Consider the following 25,350-nt stretch of genomic DNA (forward strand, 5'->3'; position numbering starts at 1 on the left):
TAAATTAGTAAGCTGCCTCAACTGTTGCTGCGTCAACTACTACAAGGGGTTCTGTTACATCCTGGCCTGCGTTGTTCTTGTAAGAGATATCCTTAAGAACATCTTCTGCTACATACCAAGGCTCAGCCATGAATGTCTGCTTCTCAATTGTCTCACCCTTCTGAAGAGCCTGGATAAGCTTTAAGCAGTCAGGTCCCTGAAGAGGATTGCACTGGAAGTCTGCGTTGATAGCTTTGTCGAGAACCATCTGAAGTCCTGCTGTGCAAGCGTCAAATGAGATAACGATTACGTCTTTGTCAACACCGTAAGAAACGCCTGCTGCCTTCATAGCATCGATAGCACCGAATGCTTCGTTATCGTTCTGGCAGATAACTACGTTGAACTTGCCTGCATAAGACTTGCAATATGACTCCATAACCTGCTGTCCGCCGTCCTGTGTGAAGTCTCCTGTCTGTGAATCGAGGAGGTTCCATCCCTCAGAATCAACATACTGATGGAAGCCCTTTGTACGTCCGATCTCAGCTGAAGAACCTGTTGTTCCTGTGATCTCGAGGATGTTGAGTTCCTTGATGCCCTTAGCTTCTGCGTAAGCCTTAAGCCATGCACCTGCTGCAAGTCCCTCGTTTGTGAACTCAGAACCTACCCATGATACATACTTATCGGAATCATCGATTGTACGGTCGATAACGATTACAGGGATTCCTGCGTCGTCAGCTTCTGTAAGAACTGTATCCCAACCTGTTGAAACAATAGGATCGATTACGATGTAATCAACGTCCTGCTCGATGAAGTTACGAACTGCTTCGAGCTGTGCTGCTGAATCGTTGTCACAGTCTACAAACTGAAGATCAATGCCGTTCTCATTTGAAAGAGCAGCCTTAACTGAATTTGTTGATGCTGTACGCCAATCTGACTCATGTCCAACCTGAGCGAAACCAACTTTGATAAGTTCGCCGTCTGCTGCGGGAGCTTCTGCCTCAGCAGCGGGAGCCTCTGCCTCAGCTTCATCTGCTGCAGGAGCTTCTTCCTCTGTAGCTGCGGGAGCTTCAGGAGCAGGAGCTGCGCCCTGTGAACCACATCCTGCAAGCAATGAAAATGACATTGCTGCAGCAACAATAGTTGCCAATACTTTCTTTTTCATGTTGTACCCTCCATTTACTTTATAATGGTTTTATTAAGCACATTTTACTTATTCGCATCGGGTATTCATAGTGCACAAAGTCACAATGCACAAGTTTCTATATTTTGACAATACAAATCTGCATGTTATACTGATATAAAAAAGTACAAATTTTTCGTAAAGCGTTTTCCAAAACTAATTTTGGTAAATTTCTTTATATTATTCAGAAAATTTTTTGGATAAAAAATTTTTTGACCGAAAAACCACTTTGATATTTTGAATAACCGCCACTGATTTTTCGATGATTATTTTTTATGGATGCAAAAAAGACAATTTTTTTACCCTTAAATTTTTATCCGGTTGAGGAAAAAAATGACCAAGACAGAAAATATTACTCATAAACTCCATGAAGAAATATCAAAAAGACTCATATCGGGTGACATGCTTTTTCCGACCGAAAAAGAACTCTGCGCTCAGTATTCGTGCAGTCGTCAGACTATACGAAAAGTCCTTTTGAATCTGAAAGAAGATAAGCTTATAACTTCCAGACAGGGAAGCGGATACAGACTTACGGGCATAAGCCCCGATTCAAAAAGAAATCATGTCTGCCTTTTATTTGCTCGCCCCGATGATTACATTTATCCGTCTCTGATATATGACATCGAAAAAGGAATCTCTCACGGACACGATGTTCCGATGACCGTATCCGTGTTTGAAACAGGAGCTGACTTTTATAAAGAAAGAAGGATATTAAAAGAGCTGCTTAAAAACCCGCCGCTTGCGATCCTGGCGGAATGCTTTTCACTTATGCCCAATCCCAATGCGGATCTGTATAAAGAGCTCGAAAAAAACGGCTGCGTTCCGATCTTTCTTTACGGAACCTACAGAAACATGAACTCGTATCCTTCGATTTCCGAAGGTGCTTACGACGCGGTTTATAATCTTATAAGAAAGCTTGTCCTTACGGGACATAAAAAAATCTGCGGTGTTTTCAAGGACAACAATCCGCAGGAGATTTCCAAATTATATGGATTTATCTCGGCGCTTCGAGACAACGATCTGGATTTTGGAAGTGACAGATACTTGCTTGCAAGGCCGGAGGTCGATTATTCGGCTCTTGCTTCTTTGTGCCAAAAGTCCGATGCCGTTATCTATTGCTGCGACGAGCTTGCCTATCCGGGTGTAAGGTGGTTACGTGAGCGGGGAATCATTAACCTTAACGACAAGCCGGTTTACAGCTTTGACAACAGCTATCTGTCGCAGGTCAATTCATTCAATCTTCCGAGCTTCCACCATACAAAACAGCCGCTTGCGCACGCCGTATCGAAAAGAATTCTTTCAATAATAAAAGGACAACCGAAAATTTCGATCGTCCTTCCTTATTAACTCCTATATGATCAGCCTGTCTGATTTCTGTATTCCTTGGGAGAAAGACCGTACATCTTTCTGAACACAAAGCTGAAATAGTGAGCATCCTTATATCCGACAGCCGCTGCAACATCCGCGGTGTGCATTCTCTCTTTTGCAAGGAGCTCTCTTGCTTTTTCCAAACGTTTAGAAGTTAGGAACTTTACAAACGTGGTATCCATCTCTTTACTGAAGATCGTGCTGAGATAACTGCTGTTTACGGAAAGCGCCTCGGCCACATCAACAAGCGAGCAGCCCTCGTTCATGTAATTCTCATCTATATATGCGATGGCGTCGCTGATAAGCTTATTTCCTCTTGTGTTGGAAGCACCGTCTCTTAGCTCCATCGCACTCTTTATAAGCTCCGTCAAGTATTCTCCGACCATCTCGCTTTTAATATCATAGCCACCTTCGGGGGCCGCGAGCTTGTCAGTTATCTCTTTTTTGGAAACGCCGCAGCTTTCAAGGAAGCTGCTTGCAGCAAACAGTGCATTAAGCACGAAGAAGTTTCTGAACACATGTCCCTTGAGCGCATCTCCCAGACTTGCCAGATACTCTGAAACAAATTCCGCGATCTCGCTCTCGCTTCCCGTCGATAAAAAGCTCTTAAGAACATTTCTGTCGACTTTGGCACTGTCGATGTTTTCTATTGAACCGTCGGTCTGCGATGTTGTGTACTTGGCCGATGTCTCTTCAGTCAAAATATGAGTGTCCTGCACAAAAAATCTGCAGGCAAATGCGTGATTAACCGTATTAAAGCAGTCCTCCAACGCACTGAATCTCTCGACGGGCTTACCCGCGGAAACATACCATTCTATCTTGTTATCTTTTCCCTCGCAGATCTCCGTTATCTTGGAAACGCCTCTGTCAACATACTCAGAGACAATTTCTTTTTCACCTTTAACAACAACAATATATGTGTTGAGCGACCATCTCGATAATATGTACGCGGGGAATCTCAGAAAATAGCTCATCAGCTCCTCGAGTGCCTTACAATATTCCTCAGATCCTATCTCTTCGAAGGGCTTCTCCTTATCTTTTATTGAAAAGAGAATAAGGCTGAATGCGGACGCTGTGATATCAAGCGACAACTTTCCCACTTCCACATATATATCTTTGACCGGCATGGTTCCCGTAAGAACCTTCTCAAGAAATTCTCTTCGCTGGAGCTGCTCATATTCCTGCGTCTCCATCTGATACTGCATAAGATAGCCTTGCTGCGTACGCTCGCTTTCTATCTTAGCCTTTACACTGTCAAGCGCCTCTTTCATTCCGAGCTTGGTTATCGGCTTTGAAATGTAATGATCAACGCCTTCTTTGATGGCGCGTCTTGCGTATTCGAAATCGTCATATCCGCTCATGATGATCATGCGCATCGACGGAAATTCTTTTCGCACGATATGACACAGGGATAAACCGTCCATAAACGGCATCTTGATGTCTGTGATAAGGACGTCGGGGGCCGTCTTTCTGATAAGCGGAAGAGCCATCTCGCCGTCACTTGCCTCTCCGACAAAGCTAAAGCCGTACTCTTCCCAGGGAATATTATCCCTGATACTTGCCCTCACAACACTTTCATCCTCCACAAGAAAAACCTTCAGCATAAAATAAAAACCTTCCCATTACTTAATAATTTCTGTCTTCAATGTAATCATCGACATTCTCTTTGGTAAAAACCATCTCTTCCATGTAGTTCGTCTTGTCCACATTCTTCCCCGCCTCAAGATCATTGATTATCTGTGCAAGAAGCTCTCCCGAATTGGGATTGCATTCAACGTCCACATTTATAACACCCTCTTTTACCAGCTCCAGAGCCTTCTTGGTTCCGTCAAAGGAAATAAGTATCTTATCTCCTTTCTCGCCGGTTGTGATCCCCGCATCATTCAGAGCTTCGAGTGCTCCGAATGCCATATCATCGTTCTGACAAACGATGACATCTATGTCATCAAACTCCCGAAGGAGTCTCTCCATAGTCTCTTTTCCCTTGGCCTGAGTAAATTCGCCGTTGGCGGATGCCTGCATCTTCCAGTTCATGTGCCGCGCCGCGATGGCTCCAAAGCCTCTTGTTCTTCCGACCTGGGCCGAAGAACCGGTTGTACCTTCAAGAACAACAATATTGATGTCCTTATCACTCACACCTTTTTCCTCAAGATATGCTTCAAGCCATTTGCCCGCAGCCGCTCCCTCTGCGTACATATCTTCTCCGACAAAAGTCGTATAAAGCGAATCATCATTGACTGCGATATTTCTGTCGAGCAAGATCACCGGTATTCCGGCCTCCTTGGCTTCAGAAAGTACCATGTCCCAGCCTTCCTGGATAACAGGACAGATGACGATGTAATCAACTCGCTGTGATATAAAACTTCTTACAGCCTTGAACTGTTTCTCCTGCTTTTGCCTAGCGTTGTCAAATATGAGAAAGAATCCGTTTCCCGTTGAAAGAGACGCCTTAACCGACTCGGTATTGGCACTTCTCCATGTAGATTCGCTTCCAAGCTGCGAAAATCCTACGCTTATAAGCTCATCATCTGCCTTGGTCTCAATGTCACCTTCTTCGGCCGTAACTTCGGAAACAGATAATCCCGTAAACGGACCGCAGCCCGTCAGTAAGATCGTAACCCCTGTCAAAAGAGCTGCTGCCTTATATCCTATTTTTTGTAATCCCTTAACTTTATTTATCCCCATTCTTATCCTCTTCGTTATAGTACGGCAACATCGGAAGAACCACGGATACTTTGGTTCCCTTTTCGGGAGTCGATTCGATGGATATTCCGTATCTTTCGCCAAAGTTCATCTTGATCCTCTCGTTAACGTTGGCCATACCAAAACCGGTGTCAGTATCCTTGGCAGGTTTGTTTATTTCTCTTCTTAAATGAAGGAGCATGTCTTCGTCCATTCCGACTCCGTCATCGCTTACTTCAAATCTGACAAGCCCATCAACTTCCCTTCCCGTGATCCTGATAAGTCCTGCACCTCGCTTATTCTTGATGCCGTGATAGAGCGCATTTTCTACAAGCGGCTGCAAAGTCATCTTAAGGATCTTGTAGTTGTAAAGCTTATCATCTATATCAATATAGTAGCTTAGGATATCCGAGTATCTTACGCGCTGGATCTCCAGATAGCTTCTGATATGCTGTTCTTCTTCGCGGATCGTGATGAAATCTTTTCCGTGGCTTAATGATATCCTAAAGAACTTAGAAAGGGATACAACCATATCTTCCGCTTCCTGGTTCTTTCCATCCTCGATAAGCCACACGATCGTATCGAGCGTATTGTATAAGAAGTGAGGATTGATCTGCTCCTGCAGGAGTTTGGCCTCCGCCATTCGCATTTTCTTTTCATCCTCTCTGATCTGCTCCATCTGGATTTCCAAATGCGCCGCCATGTCATCGACACTTTCCGACAATACCGATATCTCATCTTCCAGGTCAAAAGAGGTTCTGACGGTGAAGTTTCCTTCCGCGATCTCTTTGGTCGCCGAACCCAGGGCCTCTATAGGCTGAACTATGCTCCTTGCGACTTTGTCGGTTGTTATTATCGTACATAGGATTCCGAGAACCAAAAGAAGCACCAGCACAACAAGCAGCTCCTCCATCTCTTTGGTCAGACCCCTGTTTATTACTTCGATCGTCTTGGTCTGATAATAGATGTAGTACTGGATATTATCCTGAATAAGTTCTGTAAGTGAATAAATGTTGGAGTCAAGCATTTCTACATCTTCGTCGTAGTGTCCGCCCGCTTCAACGCTGACTCTTATATCATCAAGTCTGTCATTTAGCGTATCGACGTTTCTAAGAAGCGTTTCAAGCCAGGTCTTACTGTTTACCTCTGTCGTGATCGTCTTAAGGCGCGTAAAATCATTCCTTATGCTATCGACAAGGACATACGGATCATCCTCTTCCCCGCTTCCGAACACATCTCTTCCGACGATTATTCGGTAGACACTCTCATCCATCTGCTCCTTAAAAGTCAGGTTGTAGCTGTTTGCTACGGTCAGATTACTTACGATCGTGTTATAGGCATTACCGTAATTGATAAGCGAATAGACCATGTACAGAATGATAAGAACAAAAGGCACAGTGGTGCCCGCCGCCAATATGATCAGCCTCCTTCGAAGGGGCCTCTTAACCTTTGTTTTGTTATCCGCCAACTTAGTTTTCATACTGAGTTTAGTATACTACAAAAGCGAGAAAGACGTGACTTTTTTAGTCTGTCATCTTTCCCGCTTTTTTGGGTAAACCATATATTCACATCGGTTGTAAAGTTTGTTTTATGCCATGTATCCTCTGTTCATTGAAACTGCGGATACATCCTCGTTTAAGCTGTATTTACCGTATGTAAGTCCGGCATACACCGTCTGGGTATTTCCCATGATCGGAGTGCTGTTGTCTTTTTTCTCAAGCTCTTTGTATGAAGCGCAGAGCATTTTGAAATTCTGTCCTACCTTCCATACGCGGTGAATACTTCCGCTTGCTCCTGCCGCTATAAGCTCTTTTTTTGAAAAGATATATATTCCGTGGAGCATTCTTCCAAGCTCGTATTTAAGATCAACCGAGTGGATAAGCTCATCTATGCAGTTCTGCGCATATCTGAGATTCTTTTCCGCCTCTTCTTTTTTACTGATGCCGAGGGCATCTATAGCATCCTCGAGATATTCAATGACCATCTCATAAAGTATTGTTATCATCTGTGTCTTGTTGGCCTGCGATATCTTAAGGGTAAATTCCTGCTTTTTTTCCTGTGTCATATTCGCGCCTTTCTTTTGCTCAGACTCTTTTTACCAAAAAATATTACTGTAAAAGCTGCAATACCTGTGAGGGTCTTTCGTTTGCCTGTGCCATCATGGATGTTCCGGCCTGTGAAAGTACCTGCTGTGTTGAGTAAACAGTCATTTCTTCAGCCATATCCACATCCATTATTCTTGAATAAGCTGCTGTCATGTTCTCAACTGTTATATCCAGGCTGCTTACGGTGTGCTCGAGTCTGTTCTGATAAGCACCGAGTCTGCTTCTGATCGAATTTATAGTTTCAATCGCACCCTTGACGCTTTCGATAGCTTCTTTTGCACCCTTCTCGGTTGCCATGTCAAGGTTGTAAAGTCCGAGTGTTGTAAGTGATACTTCGGGAATCCTGATATCAAGAGTCTGGCCTTCATTGGCGCCAACCTGCATGGTCATTGCACCTGCTGCCGCGATCTCAACTTTAAGTGTTCCCGTATATTTCTCATCCATCTGAATCTGGATCTTTTTACCTGTGCTGTCGGAAAGTGTAAGTACATCCTCATTAACATCAGCGATCATGTTACTTGTCATGTACTTCTCTTCATTTCCGTTTTCATCGATCTTGTATATCTCGATGTTCTTCTTTACGGCTTCCGTGCAAATGAGCGCCTTCTTATCAACGCCTGTCTTTCCTGTAAGATTTATGAAATCTACGTCGATTCCTCTTATCTCATATTTTCCGGCTTCGAAGTTATCTGAATATGAACTTACTCTGAAATTGGGATTGGTCTTTCCCGAAGCATCGGTCACATAGCCTTTAAGGTCAAAAGAGCCGTCGAGAATGCTCTGTCCGTTGAACTGAGTTGTCTCGGCCATTCTGTCTATCTCTTCCTTAAGCTGGGTAACCTCTTCCTGGATGGTCTTTCTGTCATTCTCCGTAAGAGTTCCGTTGCTCGCCTGAATAGCAAGCTGGTTCATTCTCTGGAGAATTTCTTGAATCTCAGACAATGATCCGTCCGCAACCTGAACGATCGAGATCGCATCATTTGAGCTGTCATTAGCCACTCCGAGTCCTTCTATCTGTGAATTCATTCTTCTTGACATTGCAAGTCCGGACGGGTTGTCCTTGGCATTTGCAATCTTAAGACCGCTTGATAATCTCTGAAGAGATTCTGAAAGAAGCTTATCGTTTTTCTGTAATGCGTTGTTTGCTACCATCGCGGATATGTTGTAATTAACCTTCATCCTTACCTCGTTTCCGCACGTGTGGAGATCAGATGGCCTCCACAAATGCTTTTGCCATTTTTAGAAGTGTTCCCGTATCTGTAATGTTTTCTGTTTTGCCTTCCATGGCATTAGCACTCGTGCCTACTCCTGTAGGCTGAAGCTGTGCGTTGTAAAGGATAGCGATCTTTGTTTGGTCTACACCTGCTTCCTCTACCTTTTCCGTTAATTTCTCGCACATTCTCTTCTTTAAGCTTTCAAGATATTCGACCTCGTCTGCACTCTGGCTGTTTGTTGTTGTAAGCATTCCGTTTATTACTCCGTCCTGCTTATAAAGACTTGCCGTTATGAGTCCGTATTCAAAGGTCTGAACACTTGCTTCCATCCTTGAAATATTGCTGTTATCACTTTTTAGTGTGATGTGCATTGTAACCTTGCTTCCATCTATCTCGATGGGAACCTCAAAGCTTCCTCTCTCAGAGTTGTGAGACATTACCGACATCTGCTTTTGCATGAGCGTTATCGCTCTAAAATCGATGTAGGTATCTTCAGGGTTCATTAATATATCGGTCATCTTCTCTGATACATTAGCAAGTTTTTCTTTATAAATTTCTTCGTAGTTTTCTTCTCCGAGAAGATCCGTTACTTCCTTAAGCTCGTCATTAATTTCTTCATTGTCGAGCTCATCTGCCTTCTCCCAAATGTTTCCGGTCCTTCGATCTCTCCTGTTGGCGATCATGGCCTCGAGATTGTTGTATGTGACCTCAACTCCGTAGAAATTCATCTCGTTAAGAGCAGCCTCAGCACCTTTATTTCCTGCTGTCTGTCTAATCTGTCTTACCTGCTCCTCGCAATATTCTTTTTCAAGCTGCTCATCAATCTGTTCTTGTAAAAGAGCATTCGCAAGATCCGGTAAAAGAGTGTTGTTATCGGGTTTTGCAGCCATGAGCTTCTCAGGTTCGAGGTTCTCATATACTATATCGGCTTGAGCACTGTAAAATCTGAAGGCTGAATTTATCTGTTCATCAATTTTTACAGAAGTACTATCTTTTACTCCGAGTCCTCCGAAGCTGTCATCAACTGTATAATCAAGACCTCTTCTCGATGTCTTTTGAGTTCTTGTGGCGTCCAAAAGATTTCCGATCGTCATATCGCGACCTGTCTTTAAGATAGATCCTATGGCCTGATGGTCGGTAACCTTAAGCGTATGGAAAAGTCTGTATATTCCTATAAAAGAGGCTTTTTCAGCGCTTGTTATATCGCCCTTTTTCTCAAGCTTATAGAGGAACTTGGCATATTTCTCTTCGCCTTTTTTGGAGTTTCCGCCGTTTTCATTCTCTCCGTCCTTCATAAGGTTATCGAGACTTTCTGAGAGTTCTTCTATAGTCATGTTAAGAGGGTTCTTGCCTTCTCTTATAAGGTCAAGCACCGCACCGGGCTTAAGTCTTTCTATGGTTGCTTTGAGCTTTTGATCCCATGCACGCACGTTTTCAAAGTTCTCTTCATTTATTTCCATGCTGTTATAGCCAAGGATCCTTACGGCTCTTCTGTTTACTTCGTCGGTTTCATATCCCATGTCATTAAGGATATTGTCAACGTTTCCGAATGCCTTTCTCATGCTGTCGCCAAGATCGGATCTGGGCTTGGTCATCATGGTCTCGTATCCCTGACCTGCTGCCTTGAACTTCATGGCAAGGTTCTCGGATGCGCTGCTTATCTTACTGAGTGTCGCGGTCTCGAATTCACCCACAAGCGCACCTGACACATCGGCAGGTCCTCTGCTGATGATGTTTACTCTGGAAACCGTAAGCGAAAGCATTCTGACAACATTTCCGCCGGCAACCACAGGTGTGGTATCTGCATTTTTATCATTGGAAGCGGATGCTATATTTCCAAGCATCTCTTTTAACTTATCTATAAGCTGTTCCATTGGAGCCGTATCAACGGAAAATCCGCTGTCGAGCAAATTCTTGTTTGCTTCAACGGTCATTTTAAGGCGAACTTCTTCAAGCTGTAATCTCGCCTGTATAAGCTTTGGATCGTTTTCACTTATCTCATTTACAACAAAGAGATTCTTGGAGCTTTCCTGCCCGTTTGTTATATCTATGAGATTTTTAAGATTAACGTCTTTTCCCTGTGTAAGGGTCTTTTTTATTGCTTCGTCGGTTATCTTCCCTGTGTTTTCCACAAGCTTCATGGCTTTTTCAAGATTACTTGTGGGATCAAACAGATTTCCTTCAAAAGCTTTTTTGCCGTCAGAAATAGCTGCTGCCATAGCATTTGCCGCAGCCTCATCACTGATGGGGAAGTCCACATTTCTGATCTCGCTGAGCGAAATAAGATTCTCGGCAGTTAAAGGAATACCTTGGATAACCATCCACTTGGCATTTTGTTTGGAGGACTCATCCGCTGTATCAAGTCCTGCCTCTTCTATAACTTTATCCATCTGAGGCTCAAGCTGCTGCCAGTTGTAATCCTCAGCTTTCTGCGCATAATATCCGCCCGTCTCCTGGGCATAAAAACCTTTTCCCGTAGCGCTCTGTCCGTTTGTGCTGTGATTTGCAAAGTACAGATTGCCGATCGTCGGTCTTAAATTATTCAGAACCATGTATTTGATCGCATCGTCTGAAGGCTCCGATATGTTCGAAACCTGATCGTATGCGCCTGCCACCGCTCTTATGTTTTCTTGTGTTAATGGGATATCGTTCTCTGAAAAGCTCTTTTTGATAGCCATGGCAAAAGACTCGTTGCCTGTTATCTTGGCGAGTTTCTGCGTGCTGAGGTCATCGTTATATCCAATGATCTCCTCTCCGGACTCCAAAAGAACACTCTTGATCTTATCAAGAATGGTCACTGTCTCCGAGCTATTTAGATTCTTAATATCAAATCCGTCTTCAAGAGCCTTTGCATAGTCCTTCTCAGACATGGTATTTGATAATAAAGCCATATAATTATGCTGCGTCAAAACATCCGTGTTTTCTGCCATTTTGCTTATGTCATCTAAGCTTCTGGCACGCTGCGCATAAGCATCATTACTGAATATGCTTGTGTCCAGGTCTACAGCGAACGCACTACTGCTTGCTGCAGAAACCTTTCCGGCACTCATACCGATCCTCTCATCGGATTCCATTCCGGTGCGAAATGAGTCATCGGCTTTCTTGTTGCCGGCGATGGTCTGAAAATTAATGTTCATACGCGCCTCATATATTAATCGAAAAAAGGTGATGGACTATCCATCACCTTCTATTTCGGCTCTTATAAAATAATTCTTAAGTTTTTGATGACTTTTTATTTTCAGTATTTTTTGAAGCTTTCTTTTTTGCAGGCGCTTTGGTCGTTTCCGGACTTTGGAAAAGAAAAACCTCGGCTCCGTAAGGCGGAAGATTGAATGAGATACTGTAATCCTTGTAATCACATAGCCCTTTCACAGCCTTTATTTTGGCGGGGATATCACTTCCCGGCCCACCGAAGCGTTCCTCTGCGCTGTCAAGCAGATGTGTGTAGATTCCGCTGAAAGGAACTCCCACCATGAACTCTTTTCTCTCTACGGGAGTCATGTTTATTACAAAAAGGAGATTGTCCTTTCCGTTTATGGCTCTTCTGTAAAAGCTATAGGTGCTTCGCTCCTTGTCATCTGCGTTGATCCACTCAAAGCCGCCCCAATCGTTATCCACCTCAAACATTGCGGGATATTTTCTGTATATCTTAAGAAGATTGGAAACGTAGGCCTTCATTCCTTTGTTGAGTTCATTCTCTAAAAGAAACCAGTCAAGCTCTCTCTTTTCGCTCCATTCCCTCTCCTGGCCGAAATCCTGTCCCATGAAGAGGAGTTTTTTGCCTGAGTGACCGAACATATAGGTATAGCCTGCACGCAGATTGGCGTATTTATCAACCTTGTAACCGGGCATCTTCTCAACCATCGAGCATTTAAGGTGTACAACCTCGTCATGTGACAGCGGAAGGATGTAGTTTTCCGAGCTGTTGTAGCTCATCGCAAAGGTCATCATGTTGTGTGCGCCCTGCCTGAAATACGGGTCGAGCTTCATATATTCGCAGAAGTCATGCATCCAGCCCATGTTCCACTTAAATGCGAATCCAAGTCCGTCCTCTTCCGGAGGCGCTGTGACCTTGGGCCACGCCGTAGACTCTTCCGCGATCGTAAGAAATTCGGGATAAGTTCCCCTTACAACGCTGTTAAGATGCTTGAAGAACTCGATCGCGTCGAGATTCTCCTTGCCGCCGTTTTTATTCGGAACCCACTGGCCGTCTTTTTTGCCGTAATCAAGATACAGCATGGATGCGACCGCATCTACTCTGAGGCCGTCAACATGGAATTTCCTTATCCAGAAAAGAGCATTTGCTATAAGGAAGTTTTTAACTTCGGGCTTGGCGAGGTTAAAAATCTTGGTTCCCCAGTCGGGATGCTCTCCTTTACGCGGGTCCGGATCTTCATAGATACACTGTCCGTCAAAGCAGGCGAGACCGAATTCGTCAGTTGCAAAATGCGCAGGAACCCAGTCAAGTATTACTCCTATGTTGTTCTTGTGGAGTTTGTTGATAAGATACATAAAGTCCTTGGGCTCTCCGTATCTCGATGTCGGAGCATAATAACCCGTGACCTGATAACCCCATGAGCCGTCAAAAGGATGCTCTGCGATTCCTATGAGCTCGATGTGGGTATATTGCATGTCTTTAAGATACTCGACAATCCTATCCGCGAATTGTCTGTATGTATAGAATCCGTCTTCCGTGCCGTCGGGATGTTTCATCCATGATCCGATGTGGCACTCATATATCGCAAGCGGCTGTCTCGTGATCTCTTTTCCCTTGATATGGTCATACCACTTGGAATCGGACCACTTAAAGCCGTCAAGATCTGTTGTTTTTGAAGCATTTCCGGGGCGAAGCTCCGCAAAATTGGCATAAGGATCGGCCTTGTAGAGCTTACGTCCGTCCGGCGTCGTAATAAGATACTTGTACATTTCTCCTATTCCGACTCCGGGAATAAATGCTGTCCATATATTTCCGACCTTGGTTCTTTTAAGAGGATGCGAGGTTTCGTTCCAGTTGTTAAAAGAGCCTATGACATGAACGTCAGCCGCATTCGGTGCCCAGACCGCAAAAAAGTAGCCCTTTTTGCCTCCTTCTTCAGAAGGGTGCGCACCGAGTTTATCATAAATATCGTAATGTGTTCCCTGACCAAACAGATACTCATCCGCTTCAGATATGAATACTTTCTTACCCATACAAAATCCCCCTCGATGACTGTACAAGCATTAGTGCATAAAATCTTTTTCCCTAAGAATGATCATATCGTTTTCGTCGTAACGCTTATTTACGATTATATCCATAAGATGCGATACGGAATGCTTCTCCGCATAGTAGATGGCATCATCAATGATGTCTCTTACTTCGGAAACCGTAACCTCATGGTCAAGCGTCTGTCTCTCGGAAATCTTGGTGTGAAGCGCAAGTATTCCGAGGTTGTCGATGGCGAACTCTTTTTCAAGAGCATACTGCTTGGCGTATGCTACGAGTGAATCGTCATCAAGCGCCTCTATATCTACTCTTACATTGAAGCTCTGCTTGAGCGCAGGGTTCTTATCCAGGAATCTGTTGATGTCTTCCTTGGTATCTTCCATGATGACAATGATTCCTTTGTTCTCCTGCTGAAGAACTTTAATGAAATCGGCTACCGTCTCAGCCTCAAGATCGGCCGCTCTCTGAATAATAAGCGCTCCGTTTGCGAGCTTCTCAAATATCGCTTTGGGGCTCTTCTTGTTGAGAGTATTGGCCGTGATCTTGGCAACCTTTCCGCTGAAGTTGGAATCTGATGCCTGAACCGCACGAATAAGTCCCTTTGCAAGGTTGACGGTTCCGGCGCCTTCTTCACCGGTAACTATGGCATTTCCGCTGTAAGCATCCATGCTGAGGTTGTCGATAGCGTTTATGATCTGTCTTCTGGACTTCTTATGGTGGATATAAGGTCCAAAGAGCTCTTTCTCCTCGGGAGTCATTGTTCTTACGCGCTCATCAAGCTCTCTGTTACCCATATGGTGCTTCTTGGCGCGGTTCTGGTTCTGGTCCTGATTCTGGTTTTGATTCTGGTTTCCGGAACCTTTTCTATTTCTGTTCTTATTCCTTCTGCCTTCTTTTCCTTCTGAATTGGAAGGTTTCTTGGAATTAGCGTTATCATCTGCTTTATCAGACTTCTCCTCAGCATTTTTATCATCTGAATCTTTCTTTTCACCCTCGGTATCGGAAGCTGCTTCTTTGTTTTCGGAATCCTCAGAAGTCTCTTCAGCATCTTTCGAAGTCTCTTCGGAAGTGTTGTCGTCTTCCTTCTTTTCTTCGGGTGCCTCATCCTTAACCTCAGCATTCTCAACAGAAGTATCTTCTGCTTTAACGCTCTCATCCTCGGGCTTGGAATCTTCTTGTGTATCCTCGGTGTCAACGCCCTCGTTGTTTATAACTTCCGCAACGGCATCGTCTATAACATCGCTGTTATTTCTGGTCCAATCACCTCTTCCGGAAGCCTTGTCATGGCGTTCCTTCTTAAGAGCATCGGAAATAGCCTGCTCGATCTTTTCCTGAAGTCCTTCTTTGGTCTTCTCATCGTAATCGGCAAACATATCGCCCGTCTCATCGGCAACAAGCTTCTTAACCTGCTCGAACTGCTTCTGCTGTTGCTGTTTCTTGAACTGTTCCCAGTTCTCTATGTACTCGGAAATACTGATCTGTCCTGTGATCTGCTTCTCAACCTGAGGTTCAGGCTCAACAGCCATGGAAATCTGACCGTCATATTCCTGAGAAAGAATATTGTCAAAATGGCTGTGCATCTGGAAATTTGAATTGGGATGAATAACGGCTCCGGGAACCTCCTCTTCGAGAGGCTTGTCCTGATACACCGGTATGGATGCATAATCAAGGATTTTCTCCTCACCGAGTATAGGTCCGTTTCCGCCATACTTAATATCTATATTGAGCTTATGCTCTTCAAAATCCGTTTTCTCTTCTTCGGAATCTACATCGTCCTCGTCAAAAGCTGCTTCTTTTGCCTCTGCTATGAGCTCTTTTTCCTCTGAAAGAGCTTCGTCTTCCGGCTCATCTTCGTCAGCTTTTTCGCCCTTTGCATCTTCTTCATAAGGCTTGAAGTCCGCTTCGGAAGTCTGCTCGGATTCTCCTTCGGTTGCATCAAAAAATACTTCCTGCATGGCTCCCTGTGAATCATCTGCAGCTACTGCTGCCATAGGTGAAAAGACTCCGCTGTTATCGCCATCTTCTTCGTCGAAGATCTCCGCTGTGTCGGGCTTAATTACTGCTCCCGTAAATCCTTCGGCAGGAGCGGGCTCACTCGCCTCCTCGCTCTTATCTTCGTCGTTGTCGATAAAGCCCTTAAGCTCTTCCGCCAGGGCCTTTTGAAGATTCATTGTGTTGTACTGACTGACATCAACAGACGGTTCTTTTATCTCATCAATATGAGGATAAACTATCTTGTCGCTGTCAACGAGCTCCTGAGTAGGAGCTGCGATAACCGGATCGACACCTGCAGGCGCAGCGTACTGTGCCTGTGCTTCGTTTACGGCTTCGCCATTATTGAATGCATTTATAACCTCATCGGTCACAGGCGGCATTTCCTTGGTAGGCTGCTTGATCTCTACCGTTCCGGGCTCATCTTTTCCAATCTCATCCTTATCATAAACGATGGATCTGTCTACATATCCGCCGTGCTTTTCCTTATATCTTACATATCTGTCCTGCTGCTCGGGAGAAAGAGGCTCATGAAGTGCCTTAAGCTCAAGCGCTTTCATAACATATCTTCCGTCTCCAAGCCACAAAAACATCTCATCGCATGTCTCGATACACTCTGTTGTGAGACCCACGCGATGATAAAGATAAGCGAGCTCATACACCCACTTCTCTCTGTAGTCGTGCTTCTTGAACTCCTCAAGAACAGCAATCCTCTCTTCAAGGCTTACTTCCTGTGCCTCATAGAGCTTGTACTGCAAAATGTATCTGCCCGTATCTCTGGGCGCAATCCTTACGAACTCCTTGTAGTACTCAACCGCCTGAACAAACTCGCCCATCTTGATGGCAAGCTCGCACAGAGAATATACGATCGCTCTTCCCGTAGGATATCTGTCATACGCCATGAGAAGAACGTCTTTACTCTCCTCAAAACGACGATTAATCTTATATAAGTCGCTGATCATGCAAAGCATCTGTACACTCTTAACTCGTTTCCAGTCGATTGTGTCAGCTATCTTAACAGCCTCAGCGAATCTGTTTTCCCCAATCAAAGCTTTGATCTCGTCGGCTCTGATCTTGTACTCGACCTTATCCAAAATATCTACCTCATTGGTGCCAAAAATACTATATCTAGTAGTTAGTTTAACATAGCGTACTAGCTTTGTAAAATATCCGAAAGGGCTGCAAACTGAGAAAGTGTAAGGACTTCGCCCCTTATTTTCTCGTTAAGTCCCATGCTTACCAGTGCTTCCACCACTTTCTCTCTGGACACTTTCAAAGCAGGATTGTTTGATAATGAATTACTCAAGGTTTTCCTTCTTTGATTAAAAGAAGTTCTTATGATCTCAAACATGTATTTCTCATCTTTTACTTCTACCGCAGGCTTATCGAATCTCTTTAGATGAACAACGGCAGATCCGACTCCGGGCTGCGGTATAAAGCTGCTTGGAGGAACGTCCATAACAAGCTCTGCCGAAGCATAAAAGCCAACCGCAAGCGAAAGAGATCCGTAGTCCTTGTTTCCGGGACCCATGGACATTCTGTCCGCAACTTCCTTCTGAACCATTACCGTTACGCTCTCTATGGGAGCGCCGCTCTCAAACAGCTTCATAATAATGGGTGTAGTTATATAGTAAGGAAGATTGGCTACAACCTTGATCTTCTTGTTGTCGTTGTACTCTTTTATTATCTTGTCTATGTCTACTTTTAATATGTCTTCATTTATTACCGTGACATTGTCGTACTCGGAAAGGGTGTCGCCGAGCACCGGAATAAGGCTCTTATCTATCTCAACAGCGACAACTCTTTTGGCTGACTCCGCAAGATACTGCGTAAGACTTCCGATTCCGGGTCCGATCTCCAGAACGCAATCGTCCTTCGTAACGCCCGATGCATCCACGATTCCGCTAAGGACATTTGCATCTATAAGGAAGTTCTGTCCGAACTTCTTCTTGGCGCTCATATTATATTTACTAAGCACTTCCTTGGTACGTGCGGGATTTCCAAGATATGCCATTTGTTACTCCTTTATAAAAAGAAAATTTGATCTGAAATCATTACAAATGAAGATTGTACATTGTCTTCGCATTATTTTCCGTTATGCGGATCACTTCTTCTGCACTTATGTTTTTGATCTTTGCGATCTCTTCTACAACATAAGGAAGATAAAGGGAAGAATTTCTTTTACCCCTGTACGGCTCAGGTGCAAGATAAGGACAATCCGTTTCCAAAAGAATCTTCTCTATCGGTGTGATTTCAACGACTTCCCTAAGCTTCTTGCCGTTCTTAAAGGTCACAACACCTCCGACTCCTATGTAAAAGCCCATATCAAGGCACTCTTTTGCAATCTCTTTGGTGTATGAAAAGCAGTGCACAACGCCGCCTATTTCCTCGGCGTGCTCTTCCTTCATGATATCTACGGTATCCTTGGCCGCATCGCGGGAATGAATAACAACGGGAAGCTGTTTCTGCCTTGCAAGATCCAGCTGTCTCCTAAACCACTTCTTCTGAAGCTCTCTTCCGGGTTCCGGCCAATGGTAATCAAGACCTATCTCGCCTATTGCAACGCATCTGCCATCCTCACTCCATTCACGTAGAAGCTCGAAGCTGTCCTCTGTAAGCTCCTCCACTTCACTTGGATGCACTCCGACTGCAGCGTAAATAAAATCATATTTGTGCGCAAGCTCAAGCGCTTTCCTTGTAGTATCTACGCTCGCGCCTATATCAACCACGTTTCCGATGCCCGCTTTTTCAAGCGAAGCGATAAGACTGTCTCTGTCTTCATCAAAAGCGGGATCGTCATAATGGACATGTGTATCAAAAATCATTTCTTTTCCTCTGTAAAAAAACCGAATATATCTAATAATTTACCACAAATGAACATCTCTGAAAACCGCGCAAACACAGAGAAAATCAAATTTTTGGAAGTTTTTCAAAAAAAATTGAAAAAAGTACTTGCATTTCTCTTTTTGGCGTAGTAATATATCACTTGTCGTTGAGACACGGCAACAGAGCCGAATACAGAATGCGCTGCTAGCTCAGTTGGTAGAGCACCTGACTCTTAATCAGGTTGTCCAGGGTTCGAGACCCTGGCAGCGCACGCCGAGTACTGTTTTCGTAGGTATATCCTATGGGGATGGTACTTTTTCTTTTGGAATAAAACTCCAAGCGAAGCGGTTCCGAGTCTGTCGGCATGGCCTTCACCCTCTCATCAATTCTTTTTCATGATCGCGCAGCCACTTCCTTCTATCTTTGTAATCCGGAATAACCCTTTCCACTTCTCCCCAAAACGCCTTCGAATGATTCATATGTATCCTATGGCACAGCTCATGCACCACCACATAATCCACTATTTCTTCCGGCGCCCTCATCAGAACGCAGTTAAAGTTAAGATTCCCTTCCGCGCTGCAGCTTCCCCATCTCGTCTTTTGATTCCTTATCGTGATCCTTCCGTAAGTCACCCCTATAAGCTCTGCAAACTTCCTTACCTTTACGGGTATGACCCTCTTGGCTCTCGTTACAAGAAGTCTCATCTCCTGATCGCTGATGGGTTTTGACTCAGACTCTTCCTGCTGCCTTTCTTCCATCTTTTTAAGATGTCTGCTTATCCAATCCGCCTTTTCACCGATGAAACGGTCGATAACAGTCTTAGAAGCCCCATACGGCGCCTTTACAACGACGCGGCAGTCTGTAGTTATCTCTATCGCTATTGTCCTTCTTTTGCTTCTTATAAGCTCAATATCCATTGTCTATCCTATTTATATGATCTTTTCTTCCAAATAGTAAAAGAGATATACTCTCAATTTATCGAAAGTATACCTCTTGTAATATCGTTGTCAGATGCTGTCGTTCGCCTTCTCGGGGTGCTCAAGCATCTCCTGCATTGTGTGCCAGCCAAGAACCGCACATTTAACTCTTGCGGGCATATGGCTCACATCTTGAAGCGCTGCTGCTTCATCAAGGATCTCGAGAGTCTCTTCATCTGTGATCTCTCCCTTGACCATTCCCATGAATGTAGCAGCAAGCTTAAGAGCCTCTTCTTTGCTCTTACCTATTATCTGATCGACCATCATATCAACAGAAGCCTGTGAGATGGCGCATCCGCTGCCTTCATACATTCCTTCTGTTATAATGCCGTCCTTTATCTTAAGCTGCAATGTAATGTCATCTCCGCAACTGGGATTGACTCCTCTAAGCACAAGATCCGGATTTTCAAGCTTGCCCTTGTACATCGGATGAAGATTGTGCTCATTAACTATTTCGCGATATAACTGCTTAAGCTCCATAGCCCATAACCTCTCTTACCTTGGCGATCTTATCAAGGAAGATATCCACTTCCTCTTCTGTGTTGTAGAAATACAGGCTGGCTCTTGCCGTTGAGCCGGCGCCGATAAACTGCATCAAAGGCTGTGCGCAGTGATGTCCTGCTCTTATGCACACGTGATCGTCATTAAGTACAGATGAAATATCATGAGGATGAACTCCATCGATTGTAAATGTAACGATTCCGCAGTGCTTCTTGGGATCCTTTGATCCGTATATCTTGACGTAAGGAAGCTTGGAAAGACCTTCCATAAGTTTCTTTGTAAGCTTCTCTTCCTGTGCTTCTATATTATCATATCCGACGTTTCTAAGATACTTGATTGCTTCAGCAAGTCCTACCGCGTCTCCTGCGTTAACCGTACCAGCTTCAAACTTGTGAGGGAGTTCTGCATATGTCGCATCTTCTCTTGTAACGTACTCGATCATCTCTCCGCCTGTAAGGAAAGGACTCATGTTAAGAAGGAGCTCTTTTCTTCCGTAAAGAACACCGATACCCATAGGCGCCATCATCTTATGTCCGGAGAAGGCAAAAAAGTCTGCTCCGAGATCCTTAACGTCAATCTTCATATGTGGAGCTGACTGCGCTCCGTCAACTACGACGGTTGCTCCCTTGGAGTGCGCATAAGCCGCGATCTCTTTTACCGGATTGGTCACACCCATAACGTTGGAAACATGACCTATCGCAACGATCTTAGCCTTGTCTGTGATCTTGCTCTCGTATTCTTCTTTGGTAATTGTTCCCTCTTCGTCGGGCTCCATATATACGAGCTTGGCTCCGCGCTTCTTGGCAACCATCTGCCAGGGAAGAATATTACTGTGATGCTCCATTACAGAGATAACAATCTCATCACCCTCTTTTACGGTATCAAGTCCGTATGTGTAAGCCACAAGATTAAGAGACTCTGTGGTGTTTCTTGTAAAGATGATCTCTTCAGTGCTTACGCCTCCGACAAAATCAGCTACAAGAGCTCTCGCATCCTCATAGCTCTCTGTTGCCTGCATGCTCCAATCATATAATCCTCTCAAAGGATTGGCGTTTCTCTCTTTATAAAAGTTTGATACTGCGTCCAAGACCTGCCTGGGTCTTTGTGATGTTGCCGCATTATCAAAATATACATAGTCGCCGTTTACAAGGATATCAAAATCCTTACGAAAATCTCCCGGTGTGCTCATTACATGTCCTCACTTATTAGACAATGGTACTGATGTAATACTGAACCTTCTCCGCGATCTCGGGATCGGGTATAAGTCTTGCAACGCTGTCAAGCTTAGCCCTTACCATCAGGCGCTTGGCTTCGTGCTCATCGATACCTCTTGAATTGATATAGAATAAAAGGTCCTCACCCAACTGACCTATAGTTGCTCCGTGTCTTCCTTCAACATCTTCTTCCTGACAAAGAATAACAGGCATACTGCGATTTATAACATCGGGGCTAAGAAGAAGTGTATCCTCCTGCTCATCGCCGACAGAAGCCGAACTTCCGCTCTTAAAATCAAGTGTTCCTCTGTATGTCTTAACGGCCTTATCCATAAGTACGCCCTTAACATTCATAAGAACGTTGGTCTTCTTACCGCGCTGATCGGCAACATAGTTGATATCAAGTGAATGTGAATCCTTTACAAGATATCCCTGGTTGCTGATAAATTCAGTCTCGTCTTCACACAGATTGATATAACATCCTGTCCAGGATTTCTTGGCTCCAAGCTCAAGAGACACTACATTTATCGCACCCTTCTTAAAACAAGCTCCGCCGATATCATCAAAATGAATGAAGCCGTCTCCCAAGGTTTGTGTCTTTATAAGATTGATCTTGGCACCTTCCTCTGCAAGAAGTCTTGTGCTTATTCCGTGAAATCCGGATGCATTTCTCTCGGAAGTATAATCCATGATAACCGTGATCTCGGAATCTTTCTTGGCATGGATCACCTGGCTTGTAAGGCTACCCTCGCCGTCATTAAGGTTGTATCTGATAATGATCGGCTCCTTGGTCTTAACGCCTTCCTCTGCGGTAAACACATCTGTTGTGATGCCGTTCTCGAGCATGAGATTCTCAATATCGATTCCCATTCCCGTTCTTACCGCCTGTGCGTCGTCTCTTCCGGATGTATCACCGTTGGGAACTCCGGGAACACCTGCATCTACAAGTATTCTCTTTTTATTATCTTCAAAAAGCTTTCCTGCTTCTTTGTAAGAAACTCCGCGAGTTACGGTAACTCCGTCCGGAACATTCTCAGCATCGGGAGTGTTAAGAAGCTCGATCCCGATACCGTCTTCCTTGATCTTACTGTCGTTAACGTGTAAAAAATTATAAGTCAAAGCGGGAAGTACATTGACCCGCATATCCAAATTCTTGTTCATCGAATCCCCTCCCTTAATGTCCGCTCATCTCAAGCTTGATGAGGTTATTCATTTCTACGGCATACTCCAAAGGAAGCTCTTTGGAAACGGGATTGGCAAATCCGCTGACGATCATCGCCTTGGCATCCTCTTCGCTAAGACCTCTGGACATAAGATAGAATACAGCCTCGTCGCTGATCCTTCCGATCTTAGCCTCGTGTCCTACGTCGGCGTCGTCCGTTCTTATATCCATTCCGGGAATGGTATCCGCTCTTGAGATACTGTCAAGCATAAGAGAATCACATGATACGGAAGCTTTGGCTTTCTTTGCTGTGCTCTGGATCACTACGCTGCTTCTGTATGTTCCGATTCCGCCGTCCTTGGAAATAGACTTACTGTTGATAACGGATGTCGTTCCGACTCCCTGGTGAACAACCTTGGCTCCGGTATCAAGATTCTGACCCTTGCCCGCAAAGGTTATTCCCGTAAATTCCATCTTGGAATGATCTCCCTTTAAGATGGTCATGGGATATAGGTAAGAAGTATGTGAACCAAAAGAACCCGAAACCCATTCCATTACACCGTTCTCTTCAACGATTGCTCTCTTGGAATTGAGGTTGTACATATTCTTGGACCAGTTCTCAATGGTTGAATAACGTAGTCTGGCGTTTTTGCCGACATAAAGCTCTACGCAGCCGGAATGAAGATTGGCAACGTTGTACTTAGGCGCGGAACAACCCTCTATAAAGTGAAGGTCCGCTCCCTCATCGACTATGATAAGTGTATGCTCGAACTGTCCTGCTCCCGCAGCGTTTAATCTAAAGTATGACTGCAAAGGGATATCAACCTTAACTCCCTTGGGAACATATACGAAAGAGCCGCCTGACCAAACAGCTCCGTGAAGAGCCATCATCTTGTGATCTGTGGGTGTAAGGAGCTTCATAAAGTGGCTCTTTATCATATCTGCATACTCTGTTCTGAGTGCACTCTCAATATCCGTATAGATAACGCCCTGCGCAGCTACTTCGTCTTTGATGTTATGATAAACAAGCTCTGAGTCGTACTGTGCTCCGACACCTGCAAGAGATTCTCTCTCGGCCTGAGGAATTCCGAGTCTCTCAAATGTATTCTTTATATCCTCGGGAACGTCTTCCCAGCTGCCCTTCATATCCTCTTTATGTCTTACATAAGAAGATATCTTGTCCATATCAAGGCCTTCAACACTCGGGCCCCAGTCAGGCATTTCCATCTCGTTATATAATTTGAGGCACTTAAGTCTGAACTCTCTCATCCAATCGGGATCGTTCTTTTCTTCGGAAACCTTGAGTACAGTTTCCTCGGTAAGTCCCTCTTTTAATCTATAGAATTCTTTTTCATTTTCTATATCTTTAAAATCATATGCACTGCGGTCTATCTCAACCACAGTCTGTTTATTATCACTCATAGTTAACCCCTACTCACTCTGCATCTGAAACGAAACGCTCGAAACCATTCTTATTGATCTCTTCAACAAGTGACGCATCTCCTGTGTGGATAAGGTTACCCTTTACAAGAACGTGTGTGTAATCAACATGAAGAGATTCCAATATCTTTGTGCTGTGTGTAATTATAAGAAGAGCTCCGTCCTTCTTTTTCTGATATTCCATGATTCCCTTGGAAACAGTACGAACAGCATCGACATCAAGTCCCGAATCGGTCTCGTCAAGGATGGCGAGCTTGGGATTGAGCATAAGAAGCTGAAGGATCTCAGACTTTTTCTTTTCTCCTCCGGAGAAGCCTACGTTAAGATCTCTGTCCGCATACTCATCATTCATAGAAAGAACTTCCATTGAAGACTTGAGCGCTTTCTTGTATGCAAGAAGCTTGATAGGCTCACCTGTCTGCGCATGGCTTGCGTTTCTTATGAAGCTTGAAAGTGAAATTCCGGGAACTTCGTAAGGATTCTGAAAAGATAAGAACATTCCGGCTTTCGCTCTCTTATCGGCAGAAAGCTCTGTGATATCCTGTCCTTCAAAAAGAATTTTGCCTTCTGTAACACAGTAGTGGGGATTTCCCATTAATGTATAACCGAGAGTAGACTTACCTGCTCCGTTTGGTCCCATGAGCACATGTGTCTCTCCCGGTTTAATATCTAAATTGATCTTATGAAGAATGGGCAATTCATTATCAATTGCCACCGATAAATCTTTAACCTGTAATAATGACTGCTCTGCCATAACTATAGTCCTTTCTCCCTTTTCCTACTAACTTGGTAGGAATCATGATAACACCTTGCCATTTCGTTGTCAATTGACAAACAATGTAAAGTTTATCACAAAAGCTATTGACATACTACCGAAAAGTCTTTAAAATACAATCTTGTCAGTACCAAGCGGGTGTAGTTCAATGGTAGAACACTAGCCTTCCAAGCTAGATACGTGGGTTCGATTCCCATCACCCGCTTTTGTCATGCCCATAATTAATGATCATAAAAGAAATTACCGGCAAGTATTTCGCTTGCCGGTTTTATTATGCCCAAAAAAGAGCACAGAAAAACCCCGATGCACGAATGCACCGGGGCTCTATGTACTGACTAAAAGCAATTGATTAAACTAGTACTACTTGGTGTTAATTAAATCTAATTGAATTAGTTATTATTTTGCAGATGAAGCGTCTGCTGCTGCATCCTCAGATGAAGCCTCTGCTGCTGCGTCCTCAGATGAAGCGTCTGTAGCTGCGTCCTCAGATGAAGCCTCTGCTGCTGCGTCCTCAGAAGTAGCCTCTGTAGCTGCCTCCTCAACAGTAGCCTCTACTGTAGCCTCAACAGATGTCTCCTCTACAGATGTATCAGCTGCTGCCTCACCACATCCTGCAAGGATAGCTGCTGAAAGTGTTGCGATTGCAAGTAAAGTTACGATATTCTTCTTCATAATTATAATCTCCTCTTTTCTGTATACTTTGCAATTATAATGATTGCAAGACAATTGCTT

At 44.2% G+C, this 25,350-nt stretch carries 19 protein-coding genes and 2 tRNA genes; 3 read left to right on the plus strand and 18 right to left on the minus strand.

Translation table 11 applies throughout. The annotated features are described in order from the left end of the window. Nucleotides 1–4: 4 nt before the first annotated feature. Nucleotides 5–1,141 (minus strand): ABC transporter substrate-binding protein, encoded by a 1,137-nt coding sequence (locus BM377_RS05525; protein WP_092244972.1) that lies wholly within the window; start codon nucleotides 1,139–1,141, stop codon nucleotides 5–7. Between the two features lie 351 nt (nucleotides 1,142–1,492). Here BM377_RS05525 and BM377_RS05530 point away from each other — a divergent pair, with 351 nt between their 5' ends. Further along, the gene (locus tag BM377_RS05530) at nucleotides 1,493–2,506 is read left to right on the plus strand and encodes a GntR family transcriptional regulator (protein ID WP_092244975.1); all 1,014 of its coding nucleotides are present in this window, start codon (nucleotides 1,493–1,495) and stop codon (nucleotides 2,504–2,506) included. 11 nt (nucleotides 2,507–2,517) lie between these two features. On the opposite strand, the gene BM377_RS05535 is transcribed toward BM377_RS05530, so the two are convergent. The 10 genes from BM377_RS05535 to BM377_RS05580 all read right to left on the minus strand — a co-directional run bounded on the left by BM377_RS05535 (nucleotide 2,518) and on the right by BM377_RS05580 (nucleotide 18,548). Next, nucleotides 2,518–4,131, minus strand: a complete 1,614-nt coding sequence (locus BM377_RS05535) for a response regulator transcription factor (RefSeq protein ID WP_092244978.1) — start codon at nucleotides 4,129–4,131, stop codon at nucleotides 2,518–2,520. Between the two features lie 22 nt (nucleotides 4,132–4,153). Further along, on the minus strand, nucleotides 4,154–5,212 hold the full coding sequence (locus BM377_RS05540) for an ABC transporter substrate-binding protein (RefSeq protein ID WP_092244982.1): 1,059 nt from the start codon (nucleotides 5,210–5,212) through the stop codon (nucleotides 4,154–4,156). Then, nucleotides 5,199–6,623, minus strand: coding sequence for a sensor histidine kinase (locus BM377_RS05545; RefSeq protein ID WP_242948096.1), 1,425 nt, complete (start codon nucleotides 6,621–6,623; stop codon nucleotides 5,199–5,201). Before BM377_RS05545 ends, BM377_RS05540 begins: the two co-directional genes overlap by 14 nt. Before the next feature lie 174 nt (nucleotides 6,624–6,797). After that, nucleotides 6,798–7,274, minus strand: a complete 477-nt coding sequence (locus BM377_RS05550) for a flagellar protein FliS (protein ID WP_092244988.1) — start codon at nucleotides 7,272–7,274, stop codon at nucleotides 6,798–6,800. Nucleotides 7,275–7,317: 43 nt separating this feature from the next. After that, nucleotides 7,318–8,493, minus strand: a complete 1,176-nt coding sequence (locus tag BM377_RS05555; protein WP_092244991.1) for a flagellin N-terminal helical domain-containing protein — start codon at nucleotides 8,491–8,493, stop codon at nucleotides 7,318–7,320. A gap of 28 nt (nucleotides 8,494–8,521) precedes the next feature. After that, nucleotides 8,522–11,665, minus strand: a complete 3,144-nt coding sequence (locus tag BM377_RS05560; RefSeq protein ID WP_092244993.1) for a DUF6240 domain-containing protein — start codon at nucleotides 11,663–11,665, stop codon at nucleotides 8,522–8,524. Between the two features lie 76 nt (nucleotides 11,666–11,741). Then, on the minus strand, nucleotides 11,742–13,718 hold the full coding sequence (gene glgB, locus BM377_RS05565; RefSeq protein ID WP_092244996.1) for a 1,4-alpha-glucan branching protein GlgB: 1,977 nt from the start codon (nucleotides 13,716–13,718) through the stop codon (nucleotides 11,742–11,744). A 30-nt stretch (nucleotides 13,719–13,748) separates the two neighbouring features. Further along, a complete protein-coding gene (locus tag BM377_RS05570) occupies nucleotides 13,749–16,817 on the minus strand; it encodes a hypothetical protein (protein WP_092244999.1) in 3,069 nt (1,022 codons plus the stop codon). Between the two features lie 59 nt (nucleotides 16,818–16,876). Next, complete coding sequence (gene rsmA / locus BM377_RS05575) at nucleotides 16,877–17,737, minus strand: 16S rRNA (adenine(1518)-N(6)/adenine(1519)-N(6))-dimethyltransferase RsmA (protein ID WP_092245002.1); 861 nt, start codon at nucleotides 17,735–17,737, stop codon at nucleotides 16,877–16,879. A 40-nt stretch (nucleotides 17,738–17,777) separates the two neighbouring features. After that, complete coding sequence (locus tag BM377_RS05580; protein WP_092245006.1) at nucleotides 17,778–18,548, minus strand: TatD family hydrolase; 771 nt, start codon at nucleotides 18,546–18,548, stop codon at nucleotides 17,778–17,780. Between the two features lie 199 nt (nucleotides 18,549–18,747). Here BM377_RS05580 and BM377_RS05585 point away from each other — a divergent pair. Next, nucleotides 18,748–18,820: transfer RNA gene (locus BM377_RS05585), tRNA-Lys, on the plus strand. Nucleotides 18,821–18,920: 100 nt separating this feature from the next. Here the strand turns inward: BM377_RS05585 and BM377_RS05590 are convergent. From BM377_RS05590 to sufC, 6 genes are all read right to left on the minus strand, one after another. Beyond that, complete coding sequence (locus tag BM377_RS05590) at nucleotides 18,921–19,466, minus strand: M48 family metallopeptidase (protein WP_092245009.1); 546 nt, start codon at nucleotides 19,464–19,466, stop codon at nucleotides 18,921–18,923. Between the two features lie 90 nt (nucleotides 19,467–19,556). Further along, nucleotides 19,557–20,006 carry a Fe-S cluster assembly sulfur transfer protein SufU gene (sufU, locus tag BM377_RS05595; protein ID WP_092245012.1) on the minus strand — a complete coding sequence of 150 codons (450 nt, stop codon included), beginning with the start codon at nucleotides 20,004–20,006 and terminating at the stop codon, nucleotides 19,557–19,559. Then, nucleotides 19,996–21,216 carry an aminotransferase class V-fold PLP-dependent enzyme gene (locus tag BM377_RS05600; protein WP_092245015.1) on the minus strand — a complete coding sequence of 407 codons (1,221 nt, stop codon included), beginning with the start codon at nucleotides 21,214–21,216 and terminating at the stop codon, nucleotides 19,996–19,998. The genes sufU and BM377_RS05600 overlap by 11 nt, the downstream gene beginning before the upstream one ends. Nucleotides 21,217–21,232: 16 nt before the next feature. Next, nucleotides 21,233–22,402: a SufB/SufD family protein gene (locus tag BM377_RS05605; protein WP_092245018.1), complete on the minus strand. Its 1,170-nt coding sequence runs from the start codon at nucleotides 22,400–22,402 to the stop codon at nucleotides 21,233–21,235. 13 nt (nucleotides 22,403–22,415) lie between these two features. Then, the gene (sufB, locus tag BM377_RS05610; RefSeq protein WP_092245021.1) at nucleotides 22,416–23,825 is read right to left on the minus strand and encodes a Fe-S cluster assembly protein SufB; all 1,410 of its coding nucleotides are present in this window, start codon (nucleotides 23,823–23,825) and stop codon (nucleotides 22,416–22,418) included. 13 nt (nucleotides 23,826–23,838) lie between these two features. Continuing rightward, a complete protein-coding gene (gene sufC / locus BM377_RS05615) occupies nucleotides 23,839–24,597 on the minus strand; it encodes a Fe-S cluster assembly ATPase SufC (RefSeq protein WP_092245024.1) in 759 nt (252 codons plus the stop codon). A 155-nt stretch (nucleotides 24,598–24,752) separates the two neighbouring features. Between sufC and BM377_RS05620 the strand changes: the two genes are divergently transcribed. Further along, nucleotides 24,753–24,823: transfer RNA gene (locus BM377_RS05620), tRNA-Gly, on the plus strand. Between the two features lie 191 nt (nucleotides 24,824–25,014). Here the strand turns inward: BM377_RS05620 and BM377_RS05625 are convergent. Continuing rightward, a complete protein-coding gene (locus BM377_RS05625) occupies nucleotides 25,015–25,290 on the minus strand; it encodes a hypothetical protein (protein WP_092245027.1) in 276 nt (91 codons plus the stop codon). Nucleotides 25,291–25,350 lie beyond the last annotated feature (60 nt).

Source organism: Butyrivibrio sp. INlla21, from assembly GCF_900116875.1.
Lineage (GTDB): Bacteria > Bacillota > Clostridia > Lachnospirales > Lachnospiraceae > Butyrivibrio.

Excerpts from the sequence above, each read along its gene's own strand:
- BM377_RS05525 (WP_092244972.1), bottom strand. The coding sequence starts at position 1,141 with ATGAAAAAGAAAGTATTGGCAACTATTGTTGCTGCAGCAATGTCATTT.
- BM377_RS05530 (WP_092244975.1), top strand. The coding sequence starts at position 1,493 with ATGACCAAGACAGAAAATATTACTCATAAACTCCATGAAGAAATATCA.
- BM377_RS05535 (WP_092244978.1), bottom strand. The coding sequence starts at position 4,131 with ATGCTGAAGGTTTTTCTTGTGGAGGATGAAAGTGTTGTGAGGGCAAGT.
- BM377_RS05540 (WP_092244982.1), bottom strand. The coding sequence starts at position 5,212 with ATGGGGATAAATAAAGTTAAGGGATTACAAAAAATAGGATATAAGGCA.
- BM377_RS05550 (WP_092244988.1), bottom strand. The coding sequence starts at position 7,274 with ATGACACAGGAAAAAAAGCAGGAATTTACCCTTAAGATATCGCAGGCC.
- BM377_RS05555 (WP_092244991.1), bottom strand. The coding sequence starts at position 8,493 with ATGAAGGTTAATTACAACATATCCGCGATGGTAGCAAACAACGCATTA.
- BM377_RS05560 (WP_092244993.1), bottom strand. The coding sequence starts at position 11,665 with ATGAACATTAATTTTCAGACCATCGCCGGCAACAAGAAAGCCGATGAC.
- glgB (WP_092244996.1), bottom strand. The coding sequence starts at position 13,718 with ATGGGTAAGAAAGTATTCATATCTGAAGCGGATGAGTATCTGTTTGGT.
- rsmA (WP_092245002.1), bottom strand. The coding sequence starts at position 17,737 with ATGGCATATCTTGGAAATCCCGCACGTACCAAGGAAGTGCTTAGTAAA.
- BM377_RS05580 (WP_092245006.1), bottom strand. The coding sequence starts at position 18,548 with ATGATTTTTGATACACATGTCCATTATGACGATCCCGCTTTTGATGAA.
- BM377_RS05590 (WP_092245009.1), bottom strand. The coding sequence starts at position 19,466 with ATGGATATTGAGCTTATAAGAAGCAAAAGAAGGACAATAGCGATAGAG.
- sufU (WP_092245012.1), bottom strand. The coding sequence starts at position 20,006 with ATGGAGCTTAAGCAGTTATATCGCGAAATAGTTAATGAGCACAATCTT.
- BM377_RS05600 (WP_092245015.1), bottom strand. The coding sequence starts at position 21,216 with ATGAGCACACCGGGAGATTTTCGTAAGGATTTTGATATCCTTGTAAAC.
- BM377_RS05605 (WP_092245018.1), bottom strand. The coding sequence starts at position 22,402 with ATGAACAAGAATTTGGATATGCGGGTCAATGTACTTCCCGCTTTGACT.
- sufB (WP_092245021.1), bottom strand. The coding sequence starts at position 23,825 with ATGAGTGATAATAAACAGACTGTGGTTGAGATAGACCGCAGTGCATAT.
- sufC (WP_092245024.1), bottom strand. The coding sequence starts at position 24,597 with ATGGCAGAGCAGTCATTATTACAGGTTAAAGATTTATCGGTGGCAATT.
- BM377_RS05625 (WP_092245027.1), bottom strand. The coding sequence starts at position 25,290 with ATGAAGAAGAATATCGTAACTTTACTTGCAATCGCAACACTTTCAGCA.